The organism is Nocardia sp. MH4 (assembly GCF_019266065.1).
In the GTDB taxonomy this organism is placed as follows: Bacteria; Actinomycetota; Actinomycetes; order Mycobacteriales; family Mycobacteriaceae; genus Nocardia; species Nocardia canadensis.
In genome coordinates this window covers 1-23635 of sequence record NZ_LPNR01000046.1, presented here as the reverse complement: position 1 = coordinate 23635, position 23635 = coordinate 1, and the positions used below count along the sequence as shown (strand labels likewise).

Here is a 23635-nt window from a genome sequence, read left to right as displayed (position 1 = left end):
CCGACGCCGAGCACGGCGACCTTCTCCGCGTCCAGCGGCCACGAGCGCGGCACGTCGGGGTGCCCGTCGTACCAGGACACGAAGTCGGCGGCACCGTAGGAGCCGTCGAGGTCGATGCCGGGGATGGGCAGGGCGCGGTCGGCGTTGGCGCCGGTGGAGAAGATGACCGCGTCGTAGAACTGGCGCAGGTCGTCGAGGGTGATGTCGGTGCCGTAGTCGATGTTGCCGAGCAGGCGGACCTGGTCTTTGTCGAGGACCTTGTGCAGGGCGGTGATGATGCCCTTGATGCGCGGGTGGTCGGGGGCGACGCCGTAGCGGATCAGGCCGAAGGGCGCGGGCATGCGCTCGTAGAGGTCGATGCTGACATCGGCATCGGACTTCATCAATGCGTCGGCGGCGTAGATACCGGCCGGTCCCGCCCCGACGATCGCCACGCGCAGGGCGGGATCGGCGGCTGTCATTTCCGGTACTCCGCGACGAAGGGGGTGTCCACGCCGAGATCACCGACCGCGGCGGCACTGCCCGGGGACCCGAGCGCGGCATCGCGGCCGGGCAGCGGCACGTCGAAGAACGCGGCATTGGCCGCGACGAAGTCCTCCTGCCCCGGCGCGATGTCCTCGGCGAGCGAGATCGCCTCGACCGGGCAGACCGGCTCGCACGCACCGCAATCCACGCATTCGGTGGGATGGATGTAGGCCATCCGGTCGCCGGTGTAGATGCAGTCGACCGGGCATTCCTCCACGCAGGCGCGGTCCAGCACGTCCACGCAGGCGGCTCCGATGACGAAGGTCATGGCTGTCGTTCCTTCTCGTTCGGCTCGCCGAGCGCGGCGAGGATCTCATAACGCAGACGGGCGAATTCGGGCTCGAAACGGGCGCCCGGCGCACGGGGCGAGTCGATCTCGATCACCCGCTGGATGCGCGCCGGACGCGGGGTGAGCAGCACGATGCGGTCGGCCAGCAGCAGCGCCTCGTCGACGTCGTGGGTGACGAACAGCACCGTGGTCCGGCGCTGCTGCCACACCGAGATGAGCAGGCGCTGCATGTCGGCGCGGGTCTGCGCGTCCAGCGCGCCGAACGGTTCGTCCATCAGCAGCACCCGCGGTCGCGCCGCCAGTGTCCGCGCCAGTTGCACCCGCTGGCGCATCCCGCCCGACAGGGCACCGGGCAGATGATCACCGAAGTCGGTGAGCCCCACCAGGTTCAGCAGGTCCTGCGCCTCGCCCCGGCGGTCCCGGCGGGCCACACCCCGCAACTTCAGCGCGAATTCGATATTGCGGCGGGCGGTGCGCCACGGCAGCAGCGCGTCTTCCTGGAACACCATCGAGCAGTGCTGGGCCGCCGCCGCGCCGTCGACCGAGACCGTGCCGCCGATCGGGGGCAGCAGTCCGGCCATCGCGCGCAGCACCGTGGACTTGCCGCAGCCCGAGGGTCCGAGCAGCACGACGATCTGCCCGGCCGCGATGTCGAGATCCACTTCGGCCGCCAGGCTTTCGCCGTAGGCGATGCGCAGTCCGGCCAGCCGCACCGCGGCGCCGGCGCTCATCGCTGTGCCCTCGGCAGCCACCGGTTCACCCGGCGCCCCGCCAGTTCCACCAGCCAGGCGGTGAACCAGCCGAGCAGCCCGATGGTGAGCATGCCGACGATCACGCCCGGATAGTCCAGCAATCCGTAGGACTGCCAGGTGAAATACCCGATCCCGAACTGGCCGGAGATCATCTCGGCGCTGATCACGCAGATCCAGGCCACCCCCATCGCGACGGACAGGCCGGAGAAGATGCCGGGCAGTGCCCCCGGCAGCGCGATCTGGAACAGGATGTCGCGCCGGCGCGCGCCGAGGGTGTGCGCGGCCTCCTCCCACACGCGGGGCAACGCGTGCATGGCGTGGATGGTGCTCACCGCCACCGGGAAGAACGCGGCGAAGAAGGTGATGAACACGATCCCCTGCTCTCCCGTCGGGAACAGCAGGATCGCCAACGGCACCAGCGCGATCGCGGGGATCGGCCGGAAGACCTCGAGCAGCGGCCGCACCAGGGCGCTGACGACGGCTGAGCGGCCGACCGCCATCCCGATCAGGACGCCGGACACCGTCGCCAGGCCGAAGCCGACCAGGATCCGCCGAGTGCTGGAGACGACGTCGCGGTAGTAGCTCGCCGCGCCGAGCTGGGTGCGGAACGCGTCGAAAACCGCGGCGGGCGTGGGAATCTTGTCGAAGCGCAACCACAGTACCACCTGGTAGGTGGTGAGCAGATGCCAGGCCAGCAGCAGCGCCAGCAACGGAACGGCGGTCAGTGCCGTCCTGCGCGCTCTGCGGGGAATCGTGAAGCGGGTGGGTGACTGCGCGCGGGGCGCGGTGGTCTCGGGTGCCGCGACCGGGGCGGCGAGGGGTTGGGCGGAAACGGTCATGGTGAGCCTCCTGGTCTCACGTGACGGATCTAGCGGGCTGTCAGCGCTGCCTGGTAGTCGATGACCGCGGCGCCCGGATGAGCGGCGGCGTAGCGCTGCGCGTCGGCGCGGATCGCGAACGGCAGCAGGCGATCGTCGGGGCCCGCGCCGGGATCGCTGACCCAGGTCGCGGTCGCGGCGAACAGCCGGGTTCCGGTGCCGTGGTCGGGGACGTAGGCGGCGCGCACGGTGCCGCCCGCGGCCGCGATTCGGCGCAACAGGCAGGTAGGGGTCCTGGCGACCGCGGTCGTGGCGGTGTCGGCGAACCAGGCTTCCGAGGCGGTCGCGAGCCCGTCGACCGCTCCCCCGCACACGCTGTCGGTGCCGGTGAGCGTCGACGGCGGGGCCACCGAGGCTCGGGCGGTCTCGTAGTCGGCGCCGTAGACGGCCCGCACGTACCGATCGTCTACGAATTCATCGAGGTTCAGGTCGGAGAGCGCGCCCAGGCTCTTCAGGAACGGCAGCAGGGTGCCCAGCGCGTCGACCTGCTGTGGCTTGATCGTCGGATCGAACCCGACCAGGCCGTTCGGGCCGTTGTAGAGGTAGACGACTTCCGCGGGCAGACCCGTGACCTCGGCGACCCGTTGCGCGGCCTCGAGCGGATGCTGGTTGAGATAGTCGGTGACCTTGCGCTGGGCGGTGAGGAACGCCGTGACGATCTCGGGGTGCCGCGTCCCGAACCGTTCGTTGGCGACGACGGCATGGAAGGTCGGGATGCCCGCGCTGCCACCGTCGTAGAGCAGTCGGGCCTTGCCGTCGTAGACGAGTTTCTGTGGCCACGGCACGAATTGGGCCAGCGCGGCCACCTGGTCACCCTGCAGCGCCGAGGCGCCGACGGCGGGGTCCTGGCCGAGCAGTTTCACGTCGTCGAGGGTCATCCCCGCCGCCGACAATCCGGTGGCCAGCATGCCGTGGGCGGCCGAGCCGACACTGGTCGACACGATCTGCCCGCGCAGATCGGCCAGGGTCGCCGCGGGCGCGTCGAGCGGGACGACGATCTGGTTGAGCGAGCCGCGCAGGTTGTAGCCGGTGACCGCGATCAGCTCGGACTTCACATCGGCGTGATCGCGTGTCTTGGAGCCGTTCACCAGGATCGGGGCGTCGCCCATCGAACCGATGTCGACCTGGCCCGCCAGCATCTGGGCGGTCAGCGGTGGGCCCGCGGCGAAATCCTTCCACTCCACCCGGTAGGTCAGGCCGTTGGTCTTGCCCAATGCGGCGAGTTCGGCTTCGAAGGTGCCGCGGTCGCGCAGCAGGGTACCGGCGGTAACGGTGTTGATGGTCTTGGACTGGTAGCCGATGTTCACCGTGACGGTCTTGCCGTCGTCGCCGGCGCCGCAGCCGGTGGCCAGGGTGGCGACCGCGGCGGCGCCGAGCAGCAGCGCGGTCAGGCGTAAGCAGGTCGAGCTCATGGTCGGTCCGTTCTTCTCAACGCAACAGGAACGGGATGTTGACGGTGACGGCGCCGACCGGGCATCGCGCGGCACAGGGCCCGCAGTACCAGCATTCGTCGACGTGCATGTAGGCCTTGCCCGAATCCGGATGGATGGCAAGGGAATCGAGCGGACACATGTCGACGCACAGCGTGCAGCCCTCGATACAGGCGGCCTCATCGACCGAGACGGGGACATCGAGACGGGCATTGACCTGGGCCATCAGAGTTCCTTTCCAGAGTTGGCGATGCCGATGCGGGCGAAGGCGCGGACGTCGGCGTCCGGGTCGTCGAGTGCCCGTTGCAGCGCCGTGGTGATGTCGCGGCGCTCGGCGATCCGTTCGGCCAGTGCGCGCACCGCCGCCTTACGGACGTCGAGGTTGGGATCGGACACGGCCGCGAGCAGGGGCGCGGCCGCGAGTTCGGGGTCGGCCGCGCCGAGCGCGACCGCTGCCGCCTGCCGTACCTGCCAGGCCGGATCGGTCATCGCCGCGGTGGCGACGGCGGCGGCCTGGTCGTCGCAGCCGGTGCCGGCCAGGCTCGCCAGCGCGGCGGCGCGCACCAGCGGTTCCGGATCGTGCGCCAGGGTCAGCAGGGTGACCGCCCCGCGCGGGTCACCGACGGCGGCAAGCCCTTTCGCGACGCCGATCCGGACGTTCTGGTCCTCGTCGGCGGCCGCGGTGGCGAGTTCGTCGATGGCGTCGACCGAGGTCAGTCCACCGACGACGGTGCGCCGGACGGCCGCGTTCGGGTCGGCCAGCCGGGCGAGCAGTTCCCCGGCGCTCACTCTGCGGTGCCGCCACAGTGCCTCGATCGCGGCCGAGCGCACGGCCGGTTCGGGCGCGGTGAGGCACTCGCGCAGCGCCGCGTCGAACTCCGGCCCGGGTATCAGCACTTCGAGCAGTTCGGTGAGCAGCCCGATCGCGGTGTGGCGTACGTCGACATCGGCATCGGCCAGGGCGCCAGCGATGATCGGCGCCGCCGCGGCCCAGTCCTCGGTGGTCTCGCTCAGCACCGACAGGGCCGTCCGCCGGACCTCGGGATCGACGTCGCGGAGATACGGGGTGAGCTCGTCGAGTTCCGGGCACTCCTCGGCCAGGTCGAGCAGGGTCAGCAGGCGCGCGCTCATCGGGCACCCCACGCGCCGACGAGTTCGGGGGCCGCGACATCGGCGACGCCGTCGGGCCGCACGAATCCGGGGACCGGCACGATGTACGGCGCGACCGGGCGGGTGCGGAACTCCATCGACCCGGTCGCGCCGCGAAAGAGGTTGAGGTGGCAGAACCATTCCGCGTCGTCGCGCGCGGGCCAGTCGGCGCGCTGATGGTAGAGCCCCCAGCGGCTTTCGGTCCGGCGCAGGGAGGCCCGCGCCGCCATCTCGGCACAGTCGCGGATGAAGCTCACTTCGGCGCAACGCATCAGTTCGTGGGGTGTCTGCCCGCCCATGGCGGCGATCTCGTCCCGCATCCGCTCGAAGGCGGCCACCCCCAGCGCCAGGTAGGACTGCGCTTTCGGCGGTTGCAGGTAGTCGTTGACGAAACGGCGCAGCTTGTATTCCACCTGCGGCTGCGGCGGACCGTCGGGATTGCGCAGCGGGCGATAGATCAGCTCGTGGGCGGCCTCGACCTGGTCGGCGGGCAGCTCGGGATGGGTCGCACCGCGGGCGAAGGCGCTGGCGTGCTCGCCGGCGATGTCGCCGTAGACGAAGGCGCCGATCATGTAGTTGTGCGGCACCAGCGCCATGTCACCGGCCGCGTACAGGCCGGGGACGGTGGTCGCGGCGTGTTCGTCGACCCACACGCCCGAGGCCGAATGTCCACTGCACAAGCCGATCTCGGAGATGTGCATCTCGATGTCGCCGGTGCGGTAGTCGGTGCCGCGGCCCGCGTGGAAGGTGCCGCGAGTAGGTCGTTCGGTGGTGTGCAGGATGCCTTCGATCTCGCGGATCGTGGCGTCGGGCAGGTGGCTCAGTTTCAGGTAGATCGGCCCGCGGGCGCTGTCGAGTTCCCGTTTGACCTCGGCCATCATCTGCCCCGACCAGTAGTCGCAGTCGACGAAGCGGTTGCCCTCGGCATTGACCTGGTAGCCGCCGAACGGATTCGCGACGTAGGCGCAGGCGGGACCGTTGTAGTCCTTGATCAGCGGGTTGATCTGGAAGCACTCGATGCCCGACAGCTCGGCGCCGGCGTGATAGGCCATCGCGTAGCCGTCCCCGGCGTTGGTGGGGTTCTCGTAGGTGCCGTACAGATAGCCCGAGGCGGGCAGGCCGAGCCGGCCGCACGCACCCGCGGCCAGAATCACCGCGCCCGCCGAGATGGTGACGAATTCGCCGGTGCGCGTATCGAAGCCGACGGCGCCGACCGCGCGCCCGTCCACGGTGAGCACCCGCACCGGCATCACCCGGTTGGAAATCGTCACCTTGGCGCGCACGTCGCGGGCCCGCAGGGTGCGGTAGAGCACCTTCTTCACGTCGCGGCCCTCGGGCATCGGCAGCACGTAGGAGCCCGAGCGGTGCACCTTGCGCACCGCGTACTCGCCGTGCTCGTCCTTCTCGAACTTGACGCCGTACCCCTCGAGGCGCTGCACCATCTCGAAGCCACGGGTGGCCGTCTCGTAGACGGTGCGCTGGTTGACGATGCCGTCGTTGGCGACGGTGATGTCGGCGACGTAGTCCTCCGGGCTGGCCTTGCCGGGCACCACGGCGTTGTTGACGCCGTCCATGCCCATCGCGAGCGCGCCGGAGTGCCGCACGTGCGCCTTCTCCAGCAGCAGCACGTTCGCGCCGTGGCGGGCCGCGGTGAGCGCGGCCATCGTGCCCGCCGTGCCGCCGCCGACGATCAGGACGTCGCAGACGAGCTCGCGCCGTTCGGTGAGCGGTGGGATCTGCATGGGGATCAACCCCTTTCGTTGGAGTCGCGGGCGACGGTGCGCCGCGGGGTCACCGGGACGCGGTCCAACCGCCCGGACAGCGAGAACCGGTCACCGCGATAGCGGATGTATTCGAGATCGACGGGCCGGCCGGAATCGGTGTAGGTGAGCCGTTCCAGGAACAGCAGCGGCGAACCGGCGCGGACTTCCAGCAGGCCGGCGACCGTGGGGTCGGCGGCGACCGCCTCGATCGCGACCGCGGCCGAGCCCAACGGCAGTCCGAGTTCGGCTTCGAGCAGGCCGAAGACGTCGCAGCCGGTGAGGTCCTGGTCGAGCAGGGGGATGCCGACGTCGGCCGTCAGGTAGCTGGCGTCCAGCGACAGCGGGGCGCCGTCGAGATAGCGCACCCGCTCCAGCGCGACGACCGGATCGCCCGGCTCCAGCTCGAGCCGTTCGGCGACCAGCGGCGTGGCGGGCACGACCTCGGCGAGCAGGACCCGGTTCACCACCCGGTCGCTGTGGGTCTGGAAGGTCTCGGCGAGCCCGCGCAGTCGGTCCAGACCCTGCACGGCCTTCTCGGCGACGACGAAGGTGCCCGCGCCCGGCACCCGATCGATCAGCCCTTCGTCGCGCAGCAGGGTGAGGGCGTCGCGGACGATATTGCGGCTGGTGGCGAAGTCGGCCGCGAGCTGGGCCTCGGCAGGCAGCGGCCGGGTGCCGTAGACGCCGCTGCGGATACGGGCGCGCAGGACGTCGCGGATGCGGCGGGCCGGTGCGCTGCGTCGGCCCGTGCCCGGATCGGGGGGCTGGGGCCGGGGCCGCGTCGAGGAAAAGGGAGTGGCTGTCATGCGGCACATGCTCCGAAGGCCGCGTTACGGCGGACGTTTCGGGCAATTACCGGGCCGTTACGCCAGTTACCGCTGCGGCTCCGAGCCCTCTACCTGCGGCGATGTCCCCGTGTCCGGTAGTCCCACCACCGGCGAGCGGGCGATCTCGAGTTGCGCGGCCCGATCGACGAGCAGTTCGCCCGGGCCCGAAGGTGGGGTGGTGCGGCGCCAGATCGCCCGGAACTTGCGGGTCAGCCGGGCGGCGTCGGCCGACGGCACCGCCACCAGCGCGCCGGTCGCCAGATCCGGCGCGGCGATCAGCCGGCTCAGGACCGCCGGGGCCATGCCGGCGCGGGCCGCCGCCACGATGGCGGCGGCCGAGCCCAGTTCCGCGGCCGGGCCCGCGGGGGTCGCGGCGGTGCTGAGCAGGTCCCAGACGGTGTCGCGGGTGCCAGAGCCCGGCTCGCGCCAGAGCAGGGCGGTGCCGGCGAGTTCGGCGAGCGCGACCGGGGTGGTCCGGCGCGCCCAGGGGTGCTCCGGCGCGACCACCACGACCAGGTCGTCGGCGCCGAGCACGCGACTGCCGAGCCCGGCGGGCGGATGCGGGCCCTCGACGAATCCCAGATCGGCGACACCGTCACGCACCAGCGCCGCGACCTGGGTCGAGTTCTCCACCTCCAGCGAAATCAGCACTTCGGGATGGTCGGTGCGCAGCGCCGCCAACCAGTGCGGAATACGGTGGTCGGCAATCGTTTTCGACGCGGCTATGCGCAATCGTGGCGCGGCCGCGGCGCGCAGGCGATCGACGTCGTCGACCAGATCACGCACGGCGGCGAGCACGATGCGCGCGTGCTCGACCACCGCATGCCCGGCGTCGGTCAGCGCCGAGCCGGTCGGGCCGCGGTCGAGGAGCTTGACCCGCATCCGTCGTTCGAGGGCGCGGATCCGCATGCTCGCCGCGGGCTGGCTGATGCCGTGGCGGCGCGCGGCCGCGCCCAGACTGCCCAGCTCGGCCACCGACACGAGGAGGTCGAGGACCTCCAGGTCGGGGGTTCCAGGGGGCAGGGTCATGCGCCGATTATGGGCGACGCGCGCCGCGGCGCCGCATCAGGCACTGTCGTCGTCGTGTTCGGCCGCGTATCGGCCACGCAGGTCCTTGACCACCCCGTAGAGCGCGATCACCGGTTTCAGCGGCATCCACTCCCCGAATCGGTACTCTCGCCCCGGCACCAGTCGCACGGCAAGTTCCGGGCTCTGTTCCGCCAGATAGTCACGACCGGTCGCGGCGTGGGTGGGCAGGGAGACGATCTTGATCCGGTCGACGTCCTTGAGGTAAGGAATCGCGAAAGCGATGTTCTCCCAAGTGGATCGGCTCGATTCCTCGAGCACGATCTCACCGCGATAGCCGCGCGCGTCCGTGGCGTAGGCGGCCATCAGCGCCGCCTCGGACACCGGACCCGCGCAGGCACCGCCGCACAGGACCAGCCGGGATTCGGTCGCCGCCGGATCGAGCGAGCGCAGGCCCGCGCGCACCCGCCACCGGTTCATGGCATTGGCTCGCGGGCCCGCGTCGCGGTAGCCGAGCACCACGACCGCCTCGGACCCCGGGCCCGCCGAGCCGACGCGCCTGCGCGAGGCGCGCCAGTTCGCCCACTCGCCCCACAGCATCGCTGCGATCGCGGCGGTCAGCGCGAGCCGGGTCGATGTCCGCACCACTCCAGGAAAGCACACCCGCCGCACCACCAGCCATAAGCCTGCCTTATGAGAACCCCGGAAACGGGCCTCTACCTCGGAGTCTTCGGCGCGGCGAAGGTGGAGGAGTGAACCGAGTACGTACCATCGCTCCCGGCCTGGCCCTCGCCGCACTCCTGGCCACCGTGGCCATGCCCTTCGGTAAGGCACTGCCGATGATCGGCGCGCCCGTGCTGGCGCTGGCCGCGGGCGCCGTCGCCGGGATGGTGTTGCGCCGTCGGGACGCGACGGGCGAGACGTTCGGCCCGGGCCTCGACCTCGCCCGGCAGCGGCTGCTCGGCGCGGCGATCGTGCTGCTCGGGCTCGGGCTGCCGCTGGGGTCGGTGATGAGTGTGGGCAAGGAGACGGCCGTCGTGCTGCTCGGCACACTGCTCGTCGGCGGGGTGGCGGCGTTCTTCGTCGGCCGGATGCTGGCGGTGGACCGGGAATCGGCGACGCTGGTGGCGGTGGGCACCACGATCTGCGGTGCGTCCGCGATCGCCGCCGCCACCGCGGTACTGCGGCCGGACAAGCAGCGCGTCGCCTACGCCCTCGGCACCATCTTCGTCTTCAATGTCGCCGCGGTGCTGGTGTATCCGCCGCTCGGGCGCGCGCTCGGCCTGTCGCAGGAGGCGTTCGGCCTGTGGGTGGGCACCGCGATCAACGACACCTCCTCGGTGCTGGCCGCCGGGGTCATCTTCGGCGCGGGCGCCGCGCACTTCGCGGTCATCGTGAAGCTGGTGCGCAGTCTCGCGATCGTCCCGCTGTGTATCGGCCTGCACGTCGGCCGCCGCCGTCTGACCGCGGAGACCGGCGCCCCCGCGGGTTCGCTGCGCCAGGCGTTCCCGCTGTTCGTGGTGCTGTTCCTGGCGGCCTCGATCGTCGCCGGGCTGGGCATCCTGCCCACCGCGCTGACCCAGCCGCTGGCCACCACCAGCGGCTGGCTGATCGCCGCGGTGCTGGCCGCCATCGGCACCTCGTTGAGCGTCGAGCGGCTGCGCAGCGCGGGCGTGCGGCCCCTAGTCCTCGGTGGCGCGCTGGGCCTGATCTTGGGCATCGCCAGCCTCGGCCTGATGTACCTCACCGGCTGGTGCTGACGCCGAGATCTCGTGGGGCGCGGGCGCCCCACGAGATCGTCGGTCAGGCAGTCGCGTTCACCGCGTTCAGCACCGCATCCAGGGACGCCGCGATCACCGAGGTACTGCGCCCGAAGGCCCAGCCGGTGCGTCCGGCAACCCGGTATTCGAGGTAGCCGACCGCGGCGCTGTCGGCGCCCTCGGCCACGGAATGCTGTGTCAGGCCCAGGATCTCGACCGGGTGACCCGCGGCGGCGAGTGCCGTGGTGACCGCGTCGACCGGGCCGATGCCGTGGTGCACCGAGCGCAGTTCGCGTCCGTCGATGTCGAGCACGATCTCGGTGGTCTCCTCGACGATGCGCCACCGCGTCAGCACGATGCGCGGATCCGCCACCGTATAGGCCCGCTCGAACAGGGTGAACAGTTCCTTCGCGGTGACCTCGGTGCCGGTGTCGTCGGTGCGCACCTGCACCCGGCGGGCCAGGTCGATCTGCAGGCGGCGCGGCAGGTCCAGCCCGTACTCGGTGTGCAGCAGGTAGGCGATGCCGCCCTTGCCGGACTGGGAGTTCACCCGGATCACGGCGTCGTAGGAGCGCCCGATATCGGCGGGGTCGATCGGCAGATACGGCACCTGCCAGGGCAGTTCACGCTCGGCGACACCGGCGCGCGCCGCCGCCTCGCGATGATGGGCCATCCCCTTGCGGATCGCGTCCTGATGGGTACCCGAGAACGCGGTGTGGACGAGATCGCCGACGTAGGGATGCCGTTCGGGCACGGGCAACCGGGTGCAGTACTCCACCGTGCGGCGGATCTCGTCGATGTCGGAGAAGTCGATCATCGGGTCGACGCCCTGGGCGTGCAGGTTGAGCGCCAAGGTCGCGATGTCGACATTGCCGGTGCGCTCGCCGTTGCCGAAGACGCAGCCCTCCACCCGCTGGGCGCCGGCCAGCACCGCCAGCTCGGCACAGGCGATGCCGGTTCCCCGGTCGTTGTGCGGGTGCACCGACAGGATCACCCCGTCGCGACGGGCCAGGTGGCGGTGCATGTACTCGATCTGGTCGGCGTAGACGTTGGGCGTCGCCACCTCCACCGTCGCGGGCAGATTCAAGGTCACCGGCCGCTGCGGGCAGGCCTGCCACAGCGCGGTCACCGCGTCGCAGATCTCGAGCGCGAAGTCCGGTTCGGTCAGGTTGAACACCTCGGGCGAGAACTGGAATCGCACGTTCGGCAGCTCACCCGCCGTGTCGAGCACCTCGCGCGCACCGGCCAGGATCAGCTCCCGCAACTGCTCGCGATCCTTGCCCAGCACGACCTCCCGCCAGACCGGCGCGGTGGCGGTGTACAGGTGGATGACCACCTCGTTGGCGATCCCGCGCACCGACTCGACGGTCCGCGCGATCAGGTCGCGGCGGGCCGGGGTGAACACGACGACGGTCACGTCCGGCGGCGCGATCGGGGTGCGCGCCAGCAACCGGACGAAGTCGAAGTCGGTCTGCGAGGCGGAGGGATAGCCGACCTCGATCTCCTTGTACCCCATCGCGACCAGCAGTTCGAAGAACCGGCGCTTGCGGTCGGGATCCATCGGTTCGGCCAGCGCCTGATTGCCGTCGCGCAGGTCGACGGGCACCCACAGCGGGGCGGTGGTGATCCTGGCATCCGGCCAGTCCCGTTCTCCGGCGGGCACGTCCACGCGCCGGTGGACATCGCGGTAGCGATGCGACGGCATGGCCGAGTGGCGCTGCCGGTTCCACGCGGGCGCGTCGGTGCCGACGGCGCCGGTGGGGGTGATCAGGGTGGGAAAGGGGGTCATGACGGTTCTGCTTCCTGGCCGCGGGGGCCACGAGACGACGGCGACCAGCCACGACAGAGCCCCACGGCGGGGCGGCCGGTCGGTCAGGCCCCGCCGTGGCGGCGGAGGAGAAGCGCGGTGTAGGTCATGATGGGTACACTTCTACCACAACTCCTCAGACAAGTAGAGAGGTTTTTCGGTGGTTGCACAGGTCAGGCGTCAGCCCCTGGCCGCTCAGGCGGCCGAACTCCTGCTCGCGCGCATCCGCGCCGGCGAGTGGCCGCTGGGGCACCGATTACCGGGTGAGACGCTGCTGGCCGCCCAGCTGGGCGTCGGCCGGTCCACCCTGCGCGAGGCTATCCGGGAGCTGGCGGGCAAAGGCGTGCTCGACAGCAGACAGGGCGCGGGGGTGTTCGTCACCGCGCTCGACGTGAGCGAGGACTGGGACGTCGTGCTGCGCGGCGCCACCATCGCGGCGGTGATCGAGGCGCGCATCGCGATCGAGGCCGAGGCGGCCGCGCTGGCGGCACAGCGACGCACCCCCGCCGACGTGCGCGCCATCCGCCGGGCCCTGGCCGGTCGCCGGGCCGACGGCCAGACCGTGGCCGAGCACGTCGACGCCGATATGGCCTTCCATCGCGCGGTCATCGTCGCCGCCCACAACGACGTGCTGACCCAGCTGTTCGACAGCTTTTTGCCCCGCCTGCGCCTGGCCATGATCGACATGCTCGAGTTGCGTCCCGTCGCCTCCGAGCAGGCCGACCACGCCGCGCACGAACAACTCGCCCAGGCCGTCGCCGACCGGAACCCCACGGCGGCGGCCGCATTCAGCCGCACCCACCTGTCCGCCCTGAAGAAGGCTTTCGCATGACCGGCGCGCCCGTGATCGAACTCGACGGGGTGACCTTCCGGCGGGCGGGCAAGAAGATCATCAACGGCATCTCCCTGACCGTGCGGGCCGGCGAGCACTGGGCCTTGCTCGGGCCCAACGGGGCAGGCAAGAGCACCCTGCTCGGCTTCTGCGGCGCGGTCACCTTCCCCACCACCGGCACGGTGCGAGTGCTCGGCGAGCAGTTCGGCCGGGTGGAACTCGCCCGGCTGCGCCGCTCGATCGGGCACGTCGATCCGCGCCATCCCCTGCGGTACGCGCTCACCGTCCGCGAGGTGGTGCTGACCGGCATCACCGGCACCATCGACACCCCGATGCGCTGGTCGCCGACCGCCGACGACCTGGCCCGCGCCGACGCGATCATCGACACCCTCGGCCTGACCGGCAAGGCCGGCGAGGTCTGGCCGACCCTGTCGCAGGGCGAACGCGGCCGCACCCTCATCGCCCGCGCCCTGATCAGCGGTCCCCGCGTGCTGCTGCTCGACGAACCGTCCACCGGCCTGGACCTGGCCGCCCGCGAACAGCTCCTCACCACCATCGACTCCCTCGACCGCACCCACCCCGAGGTCGCCTCGGTGCTGGTCACCCACCATCTCGAGGAACTGCCGAGCAGTACCACCCACGCCTTGCTCATCGCCGACGGGCGCACCGTCGCCACCGGCCCCGCCGACCGGGTCATCACCACCGACCACGTCTCCACCGCCTTCGACCACCCCATCGAAGTGCGCTACGACGAGGGCCGCTGGAGCGCCCGCGCCCGCTGACACGACCCACCCCCGGCGGTTACGATCGCGAGACATCGCATGTCGGAACCGACAGGAGGATGTCATGAGGATCGGGTACCGGATCGTCGCCACCGCGGGAGCCACCGCGGCCCTGACCTTGGCGGCCGCGGGCATCGCCGGCGCCGAGGACACCGAACCGCCGAAATCGCCCCTGGTCGAGTACATCGAATCGTGGCCGCCCGCCCCATCCGGCTGCGATCGGGTCTGGGACCCGATCGAGGACGCCGTCGAGGATTACGTCCCGGCCGTGGCCGAGCCCGTGTTCGACGCCTTCGACGACTGGTGCGAGGGCGAAGCCGACTAGTCCGAGTCGAGGTCGGGGTCGGCGGCGAGAAGTTCGTCGGCCCTGGCCAGCGCGCGGTCGAGATCGTCGGTGACCGCGTCCAGCACCGAGATCCCGTCGAGCATCTCGGACAGTTCGGCGCGCAGCGCGTCCAATTCGGCGATCGCCGGATCGACGGTGGTCCAGGCGACGGTGTCGTACCACCAGCGGTCCCGCTGGACCCAGGACCAGACGACATCGCGCACCAGCAGGGCGTCGGTGGTGAACAACTGGCGGCGGTCGGTGCCGTCGGTGTGCTCGACCTCGTAGGTGCCGTCGTCGAGGAACCTGGCCTGGAGCCGCTCGGTCGCGGTGCGCGTCAGCAGCAGGAACGGATGATCGGGGGCCGGGTCGGTCGCGGCGGTGCCGGGATCGGCCGGGTCGACGGCCCGTGGCGCATCCAAGCCGTCGCCGAGGTGGACCACGACCTCCGGCGATTCGTCACGCTGGGCCTCCATCCGGCCAGTGTGCCGGATGGAGGCAGGGCCGGACCAGGGGTAGCGCGGAATCGGCACCCGGCGACCGGTCATCGGCCTGCGCGTCGCCACAGCGGCCGGTACCGTCACCGAGATGACGTGGACAGCGCCCGAAGTCGTCCCGACGCGCACGCTGGTCGGGGTGGACGAACGCCCGATGTTGCAGTCCTGGTTGGACTTCCATCGCCAGAGCCTGCTCAACAAGTGCGGCGGCCTCGACGGCGACCAGCTCGCGATCCGCTCGGTGCCGCCGTCCACGCTGTCGCTGCTGGGACTGATCCGGCACCTCACCGAGGTCGAGCGCGGCTGGTTCCGGGTTTCGGCCGCCGGGGAGTCCCTCGAACCGGTCTACGGGTCCGAGACCGAACCGGACGCCGATTTCGACGACCTCACCTCGCTGCCCGCCGCGGAGGCGTTCGCGGTCTTCCACGCCGAGATCGCCGCCTGTGACGCGGCGGTCGCCGCTCTGCCGCTCGACCATGTCTTCCACGTCCCGTGGCGGTCCGACGGCTACACCCTGCGCTGGGTGTATCTGCACATGATCGAGGAGTACGCCCGGCACAACGGCCACGCCGACCTGCTGCGGGAGCGGATCGACGGCGTGACCGGCAGCTTCTGACCGCCTCAGGCGGTCCCGGTGATCACCTCGGTGGTCAGCTGATCGAGGTCGTCGATGACCACGGCGGCCAGCGCCAGCGCGTCGGGAACCGGCGGGAACTCCGGACGGGGGTCGGCGACGACCCGCATGCCCGCCGCGTGGGCCGAGCGCAGGCCGTTGGTCGAATCCTCTACGGCGGTACAGCTGTTCGGGTCGACCCCGAGCCGCTGGGCGATGGTGAGGTAGACATCGGGCGCGGGCTTACCCCGGCCGACCTCCTCGGTCGACAGGATCGCGGAGAAGTACTCGAGCAGACCGGACTTCGCCAGCACCAAGTCGATCAGCGAGCGCGGCGACGAACTGGCCAGACCCAGTTTCCACTGGCTCGCGCACCGCTGCACCGCCTCGACCGCGCCCGGCAGCAACGGCACGTGGTGGGCGTACTGGTCGGCCATCAGATCGATGATCTTGGTCGAGATGTCGTCGAGCGGCATGGCGACCCCGAGATCGTCGCTCATATAGGCGGCCCATTCCTGGGTACTCATGCCCATCATCTTGCGTTGCGAATCCGGTTGCCACCGGCCACCTTTGAGTTCGACGTAGTCGCGCCGGACCTGTTCCCAGATGGGTTCGGAATCGATCAGCACGCCGTCCATGTCGAACACTACCGCCGCGATACCCATGCGCTCAGCCTTTCGCCGTTCATCCGCCGGGCACCACGCGGGCGCGCCGACTCTCGGTACGTACAGACCTGCTCGGTGATCGCCGACCAGCCTAATAGAGGCGCACCCGCGGCGGTGAGCCGTGTCACGAGCACGGACACAAGTGGGACACCGAACGCGAACATCCAGCTCCGCAGCGATAACGTGTTGCATATGGACGATACACAGGTCGGCAACTCGCTGCCGGACGCAGAGCACCACGAGGGCGGGTTCCGGCCGGTCGCCGAGCTGATCCAGCAGCGCAGGCAAGCGAAGCAGGACCACACCATCGGCGGCCCGCACTACGGCGAACTGATCGAACAGGTGCGCGAGCTGATGGACCGCGCGCGCCTGCTGAACCCGTCCGACGAGCTGGCCAAGGAGACCATCGCGACGCTCGAGCAGCTCAACGCGCGCCTGGACGCCGCGGTCGTAGACGAGTGGTCGGCACCGACCTGGACCCGCACCGACCTGCCCTCGCGCGGCAACATCACGCTGCCGCCGTACACGGTGGCCAGCGCCGACGTCGACGGTGTCACCGCCGAGCTGACCTTCCGGACCTTCCACCTGGGCGGCAACAACGCCGCGCACGGCGGGCAGATCGGCGTCGCCTTCGACGACATCCTCGGCATGACCGCCGCGGTGCACACCAAGGCCGTCACCCGGACCGCCTCGCTCACCATCGACTACCGCTCGATCACCCCGCTCAACAAGAAGCTGACGGTGCGCGCGTGGGTGGAGCGTACCGACGGCCGCAAGGTGTACCTGCGCGCGACGATGCACGACGGCGAGCGCCTGTGCGCCGAGGCGAACGGGCTGTTCATCCTCCTCAAGCCCGGTCAGCCCTGACCGAGCCCGGCCGCCGGGCGACATTGCGATCGACGTGATCCGAATGTCGCCCGCACCGGCCGGGGTGGCGCAATGCCGCCGCGTGGTCCGATCGCCGCAGGTCCCGGCGACGGTCACCCGGCGTAGAAACATCCCCTGAATTCGGGCCCGACGCACGACGGGCCCCGGGCCGCATAGCGGCCGCTATCGTCGCTGTTCATGCAGGTCAGCGAGAAAACGGCAGCCGCAGAACCCACTCCGATTCGAGGCCAGCGCGCCGATCGGGCGCGCCGGGTGGCCGACATCCTGCGCCACCAGATCCTGGCCGGCGCGGTGCAGGGCGCGTTGCCCGGCGAGCAGGAGCTCGCCGCCGAGCACGACACCTCCCGCAACACCATCCGCGAGGCGCTGGCCCTGCTGCGTGCCGAGGGCCTCATCGATCGCGCGCCCAAGGTCGGCACCCGCGTCGCCGCCCGCAAGTACGACCACGGCCTCGACGCCTTGCTCGGCCTGCAGGAGACGCTCACGGAGCACGGCACCGTCCGCAACGAGGTACGCGCGGCCACCCACATCACCGCTCCCCCGGCCGTCGCGCGCAGGCTCGAGCTGGCACCCGGCGATCGCGTCGTCTACATCGAGCGGCTGCGATTCCTCGCCGACCTGCCGCTGAGCCTGGATCTCACCTACCTCGCGCCCGACGTCGGCGACGCGGTGCTGGCCAACGATCTCGCGACCACCGACGTGTTCGTGCTGCTCGAGCAGGTCACCGGCCAGTCGCTCGGCGCGGCCGACCTCGCCCTGGAAGCGGTCGCCGCCGACCCGCACACCGCGACCACCCTCGACACCCCCCGCCGGCGCTCCCCTGCTGATGCTCGAGCGCCTCACCCATCTCGACGACGGCAGACCCGTCGACCTCGAATACATCCGCATGCGCGGTGACCGCATCACCATGCGCGGCAGCCTCACCCGCAGCGCACCCGAATGGAAGGTCCTCTAGATGGCACTCGTCCCCCAGCGTGCCGACGTCCCCGTGACGATCGACGAATCACTGTGCATCACCGGCTGCACCTTGTGCGTCGACATGTGTCCACTCGATTCCCTTGCCATTCACGAGGATTCGGGCAAGGCCTACATGCACGTCGACGAATGCTGGTACTGCGGGCCGTGCGCGGCCCGCTGCCCGACCGGCGCCGTCACCGTCAACATGCCCTATCTGCTCCGCTGAACCCGGGAAATCCACGCATGAAGATCACTCATCTCGTCCCCGCCGCGCTCGCGCTCGCGCTCACCGCGACGGGCTGCTCGCTCGAAAGCACCGACGCCGCACCGGCGGGCACCGTCAAGGTCGTCGTCGGGTACCAGTCCAAGACCATCAACACCGTCACCGCGGGCACCCTGCTCGAGGCGCAGGGCTACCTGGAGCAGCGGTTGCAGAAGATCACCGACGCCGGTGGCGCGAAGTACCAGGTGGAGTGGCAGGACTACGACACCGGCGCGCCGATCACCGCGCAGATGGTGGCCGAGAAGATCGATATCGGCTCGATGGGCGACTACCCGTTGCTCATCAACGGTTCCCGCACCCAGGCCAACGAGCGCGCCCGCACCGAGCTGGTGTCGATCACCGGCTACCACCCCAAGGGCGCGCTGAACATGGTGGTGGTGCCGAATGATTCACCGGCGCGCTCGCTCACCGATCTGGCGGGCCAGAAGATCTCGGCCAGTGTCGGTTCGGCGGGCCACGGCACCTTGGTGCAGGCGCTGAGCCGGGCGGGTATCGACCCGGCCGAGGGCGTGGAGGTGCTCAACCAGCAGCCGCAGGTCGGCGCGACCGCGCTGGAATCGCATCAGGTCGGCGCACTCTCGCAGTTCGTGGCATGGCCGGGTCTGCTGGTGCAGCAGAACAAGGCCAAACTGCTCTACGACGGCGCTGAGCTGAACGTGCCCACCTTCCACGGCGTGGTCGCCCGCCGCGCCTACGCCGCCGACCACCCCGAGGTACTGCAGGCCTTCCTGGCCGCGCAGCTGGACGCGACCGCGTTCCTCAACGAGAAGCCTTTCGAAGCAGCCGATCTCGTCGCGAAGGGCTCGGGCCTGCCGCAGGAGGTCGTCTACCTCTACAACGGCCCCGGCGGCACCAGTTTCGACACCACTCTCAAGGCCGACCTCGTCGCCGCGTTCAAAGACGATGTGACGTATCTGAAGTCGATCGGCGATTTCGCCGACCTCGATATCGACGCGTTCGTCCAGGACGGACCGCTGCGCAAGGCCTTCGCCGAGACCGGGCGCGGCGACTACGACACCGCCCTGGCGTCGCGGGTGAACCCGAGCAAGATCACCGGGACCGACCCGATCTGCGCGGTGCCCGTGACCGATCCGGCGCTGGCCGGGGAGATCTGGGTCGACGGCGCGGACAAGCCGCAGCCCGCCGCCAACCCGGCTTGCCTGCTGCGAGCGGTGCAGGCCGCCAAGGCCCAGGGCAAGAGAATCCGGGCGGTCTACCTCCCCGACGCCGAACTGGGCACCCGCTGGTTCGCCGACAAGGCGATCTGGCTGCGCGACGGCGACCGGTACCTGCCGTTCACCACGCAGGCCGCCGCCGACCGCTATCGCGCCGCCCATCCCGCCGCCGCGCCGATCGCCTACGACCAGGCCGTGACGGAAGTCCGCGGATGAGTACGGTTTCCGGGCCGCTCGTCGCGGCCGCCGGTGCCGCGCCCCGGCATCAGGACGACATCGACGCCACCACCGGCCGATCGGTGTGGATCTCGCGGACGATCCGGGTCGCCTCGGTGCTGGCGGCGATCGGCTTGTGGCAGCTGCTCACCGCGGGCGATGTCCGCGCGGGCCTGCGCTTCGACACGCTGCCGACGGTGACCGAGATCGTGGCCGAGTTCGGCGAGCACCTTGGTACCGGGCAGTACTACCTCGATGTCGCGCAGTCGCTGATCCGCATCGTCACCGGATTCGGGCTGGCCGCGGTGGTCGGCGTGCTGGCCGGCATCGGCCTGGGCCGCTCGCGGCTGCTGGCCGACGTCTTCGGTCCGCTGGCCGAACTCGTGCGCCCGATCCCGGCCATCGCGCTGGTGCCGGTGGCGATCCTGCTGTTCCCCAGCGACGAGTCCGGCATCGTGTTCATCACCTTCACCGCGTCGCTGTTCCCGGTGCTGGTGAGCACCCGCCACGCCACCCGGGCGCTGCCGACCATCTGGGAGGACGCGATCCGCACCCTCGGCGCATCTCGGCGCGAGGTGCTGACCAGGGTCGTCGTACCCGGCATCCTGCCCGGGGTGTTCAGCGGCCTCTCGGTGGGCATGGGCGTGGCCTGGATCTGCCTCATCTCCGCCGAGATGATCTCCGGACGGCTCGGCATCGGCTACCGGACCTGGCAGTCCTACACCATCGTCGACTACCCCGCCGTGTTCGTCGGCATGATCACCATCGGCGTGCTCGGCTTCCTCACCTCCGGAATCGTCGAACTGGCAGGCCGCCGGGTCACCCGCTGGCTGCCGAGAGAGGTCGCGTCATGACCACGACCACCGCCGCGCCCGCCGTCTCGGTCGGCATGCGGCTGAGCCTGGAATCGGTGCGGATCAGCTACGGCGCCAAGACCGTCGTGCGCGGCATCGATCTCGACATCGCGCCCGGCGAGATCCTGGTCCTGGTCGGCAAATCCGGCTGCGGCAAGTCGACACTGCTGCGCGCGATCGCGGGGCTGCGCCGTCCCAGCAGCGGCGTCATCCTGGCCGACGCGGACACCGTCACCGGTCCCTCGGCCGATCGCGCGCTGGTGTTCCAGGACGACGCGCTGCTGCCGTGGCGCACCGCACGCGCCAATGTCGAACTGGCCCTGCGGCTTCGGGGCGTGGGGCGCGGTGAGCGCGCGATCCGCTCGCAGCGCTGGCTCGACGAGGTCGGGCTCACCGGCTACGCCGACTACCTGCCGCGCGACCTGTCCGGCGGCATGCGCCAGCGGGTGCAGCTGGCCCGCAGCCTGGCCGGCTCGCCGCGCGCGGTGCTGATGGACGAGCCGTTCGGCGCGCTCGACAGCCAGACTCGCGCGGAGATGCAGCGCCTGCTCGTCGACACCTGGCGCGCGCATCCCACCACCATCGTTTTCGTCACCCACGACCTCGACGAAGCCCTGCTGCTCGGCGACCGGATCGCCGTCCTCGGCGACGGTGCGCTGCGCGCGCTCGTCGAGGTGCCCGACCCGCGTGAGCCGGTGGACCGGCAGGCGCTACGGGACCGAATCCTGGAGTCACTGTGAACATTCCCGACCTGTCCGATCGCGTCCGGCTCGACTGTGACGTCCTGGTCGTCGGCGGCGGCACCGCGGGCACCATGGCCGCGCTCACCGCCGCGGAGTCCGGGGCGAACGTGCTGCTGCTGGAGAAGGCGCACGTGCGGCACTCCGGCGCGCTCGCCATGGGTATGGACGGGGTCAACAACGCCGTCATCCCGGGCAAGGCCGAACCGGAGGACTACGTCGCCGAGATCACCCGGGCCAACGACGGCATCGTCGACCAGCGCACCGTGTATCAGACCGCGACCCGTGGCTTCGCCATGGTGCAGCGGCTCGAACGCTACGGCGTGAAGTTCGAGAAGGACGAATACGGCGAGTACGCGGTGCGCCGGGTGCATCGGTCCGGGTCCTACGTGCTGCCGATGCCCGAGGGCAAGGATGTGAAGAAGGCCCTGTATCGCGTGCTGCGCCAGCGCACGATGCGCGAGAAGATCCGGATCGAGAACCGGCTGATGCCGGTGCGGGTGCTCACCGAGAACGGGCGGGCGGTGGGGGCGGCCGCGCTGAACACGCGCACCGGCGAATTCGTCGCCGTCGGCGCGAAGGCGGTCATCCTGGCGACCGGTCCGTGCGGCCGCCTCGGCTTGCCTGCCTCGGGGTACCTCTACGGCACCTACGAGAACCCCACCAACGCCGGGGACGGCTACGCGATGGCCTATCACGCCGGCGCCGAGCTGTCGGGCATCGAATGCTTCCAGATCAACCCGCTGATCAAGGACTACAACGGTCCCGCCTGCGCCTATGTCGCGAACCCCTTCGGCGGCTACCAGGTCAATGCCGAGGGCGAGCGGTTCGTCGACTCCGACTACTGGTCGGGGCAGATGATGGCCGAGGTGAAGCGGGAGATCGAATCCGCGCGCGGGCCCATCTATCTGAAGGTCTCGCACCTGCCCGACGAGACGCTGTCCACCCTCGAATCCATCCTGCACACCACCGAGCGACCCACCCGCGGCACCTTCCACGCCAATCGCGGCCACGACTACCGCACCCACGACATCGAGATGCACATCTCCGAGATCGGCTTGTGCGGTGGGCATTCCGCCTCGGGTGTCTGGGTGGACGAGAACGCGCGCACCACGGTGCCCGGCCTGTACGCGGCGGGTGATCTGGCGTGCGTGCCGCACAACTACATGATCGGCGCGTTCGTCTACGGCGATCTCGCCGGCGCGCACGCGGCGTCGACGCTGACCGAGGTCGCGGCGCCCACCGACCTGCCCGAGGACCAGCTGGCCGACGCGCACGAACTCGTCTACCGGCCCCTGCGGCAGCCGGAGGGCCCGCCGCAGCCGCAGGTCGAATACAAGCTGCGGCGTTTCGTGAACGACTATGTGGCACCCCCGAAGACCGCGGCCAAGCTGTCGATCGCGGTGGAGACCTTCGCGCGGATGCGCGGCGAGGTCGAGGGCATCGGCGCGCGCACACCGCACGAGCTGATGCGGGCCGCCGAGGTCTCGTTCATCCGGGATTGCGCGGAGATGGCGGCGCGCAGTTCGCTGACCCGCACCGAATCCCGCTGGGGGCTCTATCACGACCGGGCCGATCTGCCCGAGCGCGACGACGAATCGTGGAACTTCCACCTGAACCTGCGCAAGACCGCGGCGGGCGAGATGGAGTTCGTGAAGCGGTCGGTCGCGCCGTATCTGGTTCCCGTGCCCGGACTCGACGAGGTGCCCTCGGCCGTGCCGATCGTCGAGGTGATCGCCCAGCCCGAGCTGGTCGGCACCCGGGCGCCGCAGCACGACGCGCCGACGCGCAGTCAGCCGGTCGCCGCCTCGCCGTCCTCGCCCCGGCTGGTCACCCTGCTCGCGCTGGATTCCCCTGCGGTCGACGACGTGTCGAGCTATCTCGGCGATCCGGATCCGGTGGTGCGGGTAGCGGCGCTGTCGGTGCTCACCGAGAACACCCCGGACGGATTCGCCGACGAACTGGTGCGGGCACTCGGCGACGAGGCCGCGTCGGTGCGCCGGGCCGCCACCGAAAGTTTGCGCGAACTGGTGGAGGTGCTGCCGGGCGCGGGCGCGCTGGCCGGGCATCTCGGCTCCCCCGATCCGCTGGTGCGGGCGACGGTGGTCGATCTGCTGCGGGCGTTGCGCGCGGGCACGGCGGCGGAATACCGTGCGGCGCTCGGTGATCCCGATCATCGGGTGCGGATCGAGGCGGTGCGGGCGCTGGTATCGCTCGACGACGCCGGGGCGGTGGCCTCCATCGCCAGTGATGTCAACCGTGAGGTGCGCATCGCCGTCGCTCACGGTCTGGCGTCGATCGGCGCCGGGGGCGTCGAGGTGATCCGGGTGCTCCTCGGCGATCCCGATCCGCTGGTGCGGGCGGCCGCGCTGACGGCGTACGCGGCACTGGGCACCGAGCCCGCCGATGACACCGAACTGGCTGCCGCGCTGCGGCATTCGGCCTGGCAGGTGCGCGTCGGCGCGGCGCGCGGCCTCGCTGGCGCCGCACCCGAAGCGGCCGTACCGCCGCTGACCGAGGCACTCGCCGACCGGCACCTCGACGTCCGCAAGGCGGCGGTGCTGGCGCTGGCGACCTGGCCGGCCGACAGCGCGGCCGTGGA

At 70.7% G+C, this 23635-nt stretch carries 23 protein-coding genes and 2 pseudogenes; 12 read left to right on the top strand and 13 right to left on the bottom strand.

The window, feature by feature from the left end; genetic code table 11:
- From ATM97_RS02685 to ATM97_RS02640, 10 genes and pseudogenes are all read right to left on the bottom strand, one after another.
- A partial coding sequence (locus ATM97_RS02685) for an FAD-dependent oxidoreductase (RefSeq protein WP_218716319.1) occupies nucleotides 1–461 on the bottom strand: 461 nt, incomplete at its 3' end.
- Nucleotides 458–793 carry a ferredoxin gene (fdxA, locus tag ATM97_RS02680; RefSeq protein ID WP_218716318.1) on the bottom strand — a complete coding sequence of 112 codons (336 nt, stop codon included), beginning with the start codon at nucleotides 791–793 and terminating at the stop codon, nucleotides 458–460. The genes ATM97_RS02685 and fdxA, both read right to left, overlap by 4 nt.
- Nucleotides 790–1545 (bottom strand): ABC transporter ATP-binding protein, encoded by a 756-nt coding sequence (locus ATM97_RS02675; protein WP_218716317.1) that lies wholly within the window; start codon nucleotides 1543–1545, stop codon nucleotides 790–792. Before ATM97_RS02675 ends, fdxA begins: the two co-directional genes overlap by 4 nt.
- Nucleotides 1542–2405: an ABC transporter permease gene (locus ATM97_RS02670; protein ID WP_218716316.1), complete on the bottom strand. Its 864-nt coding sequence runs from the start codon at nucleotides 2403–2405 to the stop codon at nucleotides 1542–1544. Before ATM97_RS02670 ends, ATM97_RS02675 begins: the two co-directional genes overlap by 4 nt.
- Before the next feature lie 29 nt (nucleotides 2406–2434).
- Nucleotides 2435–3856, bottom strand: a complete 1422-nt coding sequence (locus ATM97_RS02665) for an ABC transporter substrate-binding protein (RefSeq protein ID WP_218716315.1) — start codon at nucleotides 3854–3856, stop codon at nucleotides 2435–2437.
- A gap of 16 nt (nucleotides 3857–3872) precedes the next feature.
- Nucleotides 3873–4100 carry a ferredoxin family protein gene (locus ATM97_RS02660; RefSeq protein ID WP_218716314.1) on the bottom strand — a complete coding sequence of 76 codons (228 nt, stop codon included), beginning with the start codon at nucleotides 4098–4100 and terminating at the stop codon, nucleotides 3873–3875.
- Nucleotides 4100–6765 (bottom strand): annotated as a pseudogene (locus tag ATM97_RS02655) (fumarate reductase/succinate dehydrogenase flavoprotein subunit). The gene ATM97_RS02660 and the pseudogene ATM97_RS02655 overlap by 1 nt, the downstream one beginning before the upstream one ends.
- 5 nt (nucleotides 6766–6770) lie before the next feature.
- A complete protein-coding gene (locus ATM97_RS02650) occupies nucleotides 6771–7592 on the bottom strand; it encodes a GntR family transcriptional regulator (protein ID WP_218716313.1) in 822 nt (273 codons plus the stop codon).
- Nucleotides 7593–7658: 66 nt separating this feature from the next.
- Nucleotides 7659–8642, bottom strand: coding sequence for a LysR family transcriptional regulator (locus tag ATM97_RS02645; RefSeq protein ID WP_255586792.1), 984 nt, complete (start codon nucleotides 8640–8642; stop codon nucleotides 7659–7661).
- 36 nt (nucleotides 8643–8678) lie between these two features.
- Nucleotides 8679–9284 carry a YdcF family protein gene (locus ATM97_RS02640; protein ID WP_308248349.1) on the bottom strand — a complete coding sequence of 202 codons (606 nt, stop codon included), beginning with the start codon at nucleotides 9282–9284 and terminating at the stop codon, nucleotides 8679–8681.
- 107 nt (nucleotides 9285–9391) lie between these two features.
- On the opposite strand from ATM97_RS02640, the gene ATM97_RS02635 reads away from it, so the two are divergent.
- A complete protein-coding gene (locus ATM97_RS02635) occupies nucleotides 9392–10399 on the top strand; it encodes a putative sulfate exporter family transporter (protein WP_218716312.1) in 1008 nt (335 codons plus the stop codon).
- 43 nt (nucleotides 10400–10442) lie between these two features.
- On the opposite strand, the gene ATM97_RS02630 is transcribed toward ATM97_RS02635, so the two are convergent.
- A complete protein-coding gene (locus ATM97_RS02630) occupies nucleotides 10443–12104 on the bottom strand; it encodes a 2-isopropylmalate synthase (RefSeq protein WP_255586800.1) in 1662 nt (553 codons plus the stop codon).
- 262 nt (nucleotides 12105–12366) lie between these two features.
- On the opposite strand from ATM97_RS02630, the gene ATM97_RS02625 reads away from it, so the two are divergent.
- The 3 genes from ATM97_RS02625 (at nucleotide 12367) to ATM97_RS02615 (ending at nucleotide 14145) form a co-directional block, all read left to right on the top strand.
- A complete protein-coding gene (locus ATM97_RS02625; RefSeq protein ID WP_218716310.1) occupies nucleotides 12367–13038 on the top strand; it encodes a FadR/GntR family transcriptional regulator in 672 nt (223 codons plus the stop codon).
- Nucleotides 13035–13820: an ABC transporter ATP-binding protein gene (locus tag ATM97_RS02620; RefSeq protein WP_218716309.1), complete on the top strand. Its 786-nt coding sequence runs from the start codon at nucleotides 13035–13037 to the stop codon at nucleotides 13818–13820. The genes ATM97_RS02625 and ATM97_RS02620 overlap by 4 nt, the downstream gene beginning before the upstream one ends.
- 64 nt (nucleotides 13821–13884) lie before the next feature.
- Nucleotides 13885–14145, top strand: coding sequence for a hypothetical protein (locus tag ATM97_RS02615; protein ID WP_218716308.1), 261 nt, complete (start codon nucleotides 13885–13887; stop codon nucleotides 14143–14145).
- On the opposite strand, the gene ATM97_RS02610 is transcribed toward ATM97_RS02615, so the two are convergent.
- Nucleotides 14142–14621 carry a hypothetical protein gene (locus ATM97_RS02610; protein WP_218716307.1) on the bottom strand — a complete coding sequence of 160 codons (480 nt, stop codon included), beginning with the start codon at nucleotides 14619–14621 and terminating at the stop codon, nucleotides 14142–14144. The two genes, ATM97_RS02615 and ATM97_RS02610, sit on opposite strands and share 4 nt — an antisense overlap.
- Before the next feature lie 112 nt (nucleotides 14622–14733).
- On the opposite strand from ATM97_RS02610, the gene ATM97_RS02605 reads away from it, so the two are divergent.
- Nucleotides 14734–15258 (top strand): DinB family protein, encoded by a 525-nt coding sequence (locus tag ATM97_RS02605; RefSeq protein WP_218716306.1) that lies wholly within the window; start codon nucleotides 14734–14736, stop codon nucleotides 15256–15258.
- A gap of 5 nt (nucleotides 15259–15263) precedes the next feature.
- Here the strand turns inward: ATM97_RS02605 and ATM97_RS02600 are convergent, their stop codons facing one another.
- Nucleotides 15264–15920, bottom strand: a complete 657-nt coding sequence (locus ATM97_RS02600; protein ID WP_218716305.1) for an HAD family phosphatase — start codon at nucleotides 15918–15920, stop codon at nucleotides 15264–15266.
- Between the two features lie 192 nt (nucleotides 15921–16112).
- Here ATM97_RS02600 and ATM97_RS02595 point away from each other — a divergent pair, with 192 nt between their 5' ends.
- The 7 genes and pseudogenes from ATM97_RS02595 to ATM97_RS02565 all read left to right on the top strand — a co-directional run.
- Nucleotides 16113–16787 (top strand): PaaI family thioesterase, encoded by a 675-nt coding sequence (locus ATM97_RS02595; protein ID WP_218716304.1) that lies wholly within the window; start codon nucleotides 16113–16115, stop codon nucleotides 16785–16787.
- 198 nt (nucleotides 16788–16985) lie between these two features.
- Nucleotides 16986–17763 (top strand): annotated as a pseudogene (locus ATM97_RS02590) (GntR family transcriptional regulator).
- A complete protein-coding gene (locus ATM97_RS02585; RefSeq protein ID WP_019046727.1) occupies nucleotides 17764–17991 on the top strand; it encodes a ferredoxin family protein in 228 nt (75 codons plus the stop codon).
- Nucleotides 17992–18008: 17 nt separating this feature from the next.
- Nucleotides 18009–19439 (top strand): ABC transporter substrate-binding protein, encoded by a 1431-nt coding sequence (locus tag ATM97_RS02580; RefSeq protein ID WP_218716303.1) that lies wholly within the window; start codon nucleotides 18009–18011, stop codon nucleotides 19437–19439.
- On the top strand, nucleotides 19436–20293 hold the full coding sequence (locus ATM97_RS02575; RefSeq protein ID WP_218716302.1) for an ABC transporter permease: 858 nt from the start codon (nucleotides 19436–19438) through the stop codon (nucleotides 20291–20293). Before ATM97_RS02580 ends, ATM97_RS02575 begins: the two co-directional genes overlap by 4 nt.
- Entirely contained in the window at nucleotides 20290–21033 is a 744-nt protein-coding gene (locus ATM97_RS02570; RefSeq protein ID WP_218716301.1) for an ABC transporter ATP-binding protein, read from the top strand. Before ATM97_RS02575 ends, ATM97_RS02570 begins: the two co-directional genes overlap by 4 nt.
- Nucleotides 21030–23635 (top strand): fumarate reductase/succinate dehydrogenase flavoprotein subunit (locus tag ATM97_RS02565; RefSeq protein WP_218716300.1); only part of this gene is annotated, 2606 nt, incomplete at its 3' end. The genes ATM97_RS02570 and ATM97_RS02565, both read left to right, overlap by 4 nt.

Coding starts and splice junctions, on each gene's coding strand:
- fdxA (WP_218716318.1), bottom strand. CDS start 793: ATGACCTTCGTCATCGGAGCCGCCTGCGTGGACGTGCTGGACCGCGCC.
- ATM97_RS02675 (WP_218716317.1), bottom strand. CDS start 1,545: ATGAGCGCCGGCGCCGCGGTGCGGCTGGCCGGACTGCGCATCGCCTAC.
- ATM97_RS02670 (WP_218716316.1), bottom strand. CDS start 2,405: ATGACCGTTTCCGCCCAACCCCTCGCCGCCCCGGTCGCGGCACCCGAG.
- ATM97_RS02665 (WP_218716315.1), bottom strand. CDS start 3,856: ATGAGCTCGACCTGCTTACGCCTGACCGCGCTGCTGCTCGGCGCCGCC.
- ATM97_RS02660 (WP_218716314.1), bottom strand. CDS start 4,100: ATGGCCCAGGTCAATGCCCGTCTCGATGTCCCCGTCTCGGTCGATGAG.
- ATM97_RS02650 (WP_218716313.1), bottom strand. CDS start 7,592: ATGACAGCCACTCCCTTTTCCTCGACGCGGCCCCGGCCCCAGCCCCCC.
- ATM97_RS02645 (WP_255586792.1), bottom strand. CDS start 8,642: ATGACCCTGCCCCCTGGAACCCCCGACCTGGAGGTCCTCGACCTCCTC.
- ATM97_RS02630 (WP_255586800.1), bottom strand. CDS start 12,104: ATGCCGTCGCATCGCTACCGCGATGTCCACCGGCGCGTGGACGTGCCC.
- ATM97_RS02620 (WP_218716309.1), top strand. CDS start 13,035: ATGACCGGCGCGCCCGTGATCGAACTCGACGGGGTGACCTTCCGGCGG.
- ATM97_RS02615 (WP_218716308.1), top strand. CDS start 13,885: ATGAGGATCGGGTACCGGATCGTCGCCACCGCGGGAGCCACCGCGGCC.
- ATM97_RS02610 (WP_218716307.1), bottom strand. CDS start 14,621: ATGGAGGCCCAGCGTGACGAATCGCCGGAGGTCGTGGTCCACCTCGGC.
- ATM97_RS02605 (WP_218716306.1), top strand. CDS start 14,734: ATGACGTGGACAGCGCCCGAAGTCGTCCCGACGCGCACGCTGGTCGGG.
- ATM97_RS02600 (WP_218716305.1), bottom strand. CDS start 15,920: ATGGGTATCGCGGCGGTAGTGTTCGACATGGACGGCGTGCTGATCGAT.
- ATM97_RS02595 (WP_218716304.1), top strand. CDS start 16,113: ATGGACGATACACAGGTCGGCAACTCGCTGCCGGACGCAGAGCACCAC.
- ATM97_RS02585 (WP_019046727.1), top strand. CDS start 17,764: ATGGCACTCGTCCCCCAGCGTGCCGACGTCCCCGTGACGATCGACGAA.
- ATM97_RS02580 (WP_218716303.1), top strand. CDS start 18,009: ATGAAGATCACTCATCTCGTCCCCGCCGCGCTCGCGCTCGCGCTCACC.
- ATM97_RS02575 (WP_218716302.1), top strand. CDS start 19,436: ATGAGTACGGTTTCCGGGCCGCTCGTCGCGGCCGCCGGTGCCGCGCCC.
- ATM97_RS02570 (WP_218716301.1), top strand. CDS start 20,290: ATGACCACGACCACCGCCGCGCCCGCCGTCTCGGTCGGCATGCGGCTG.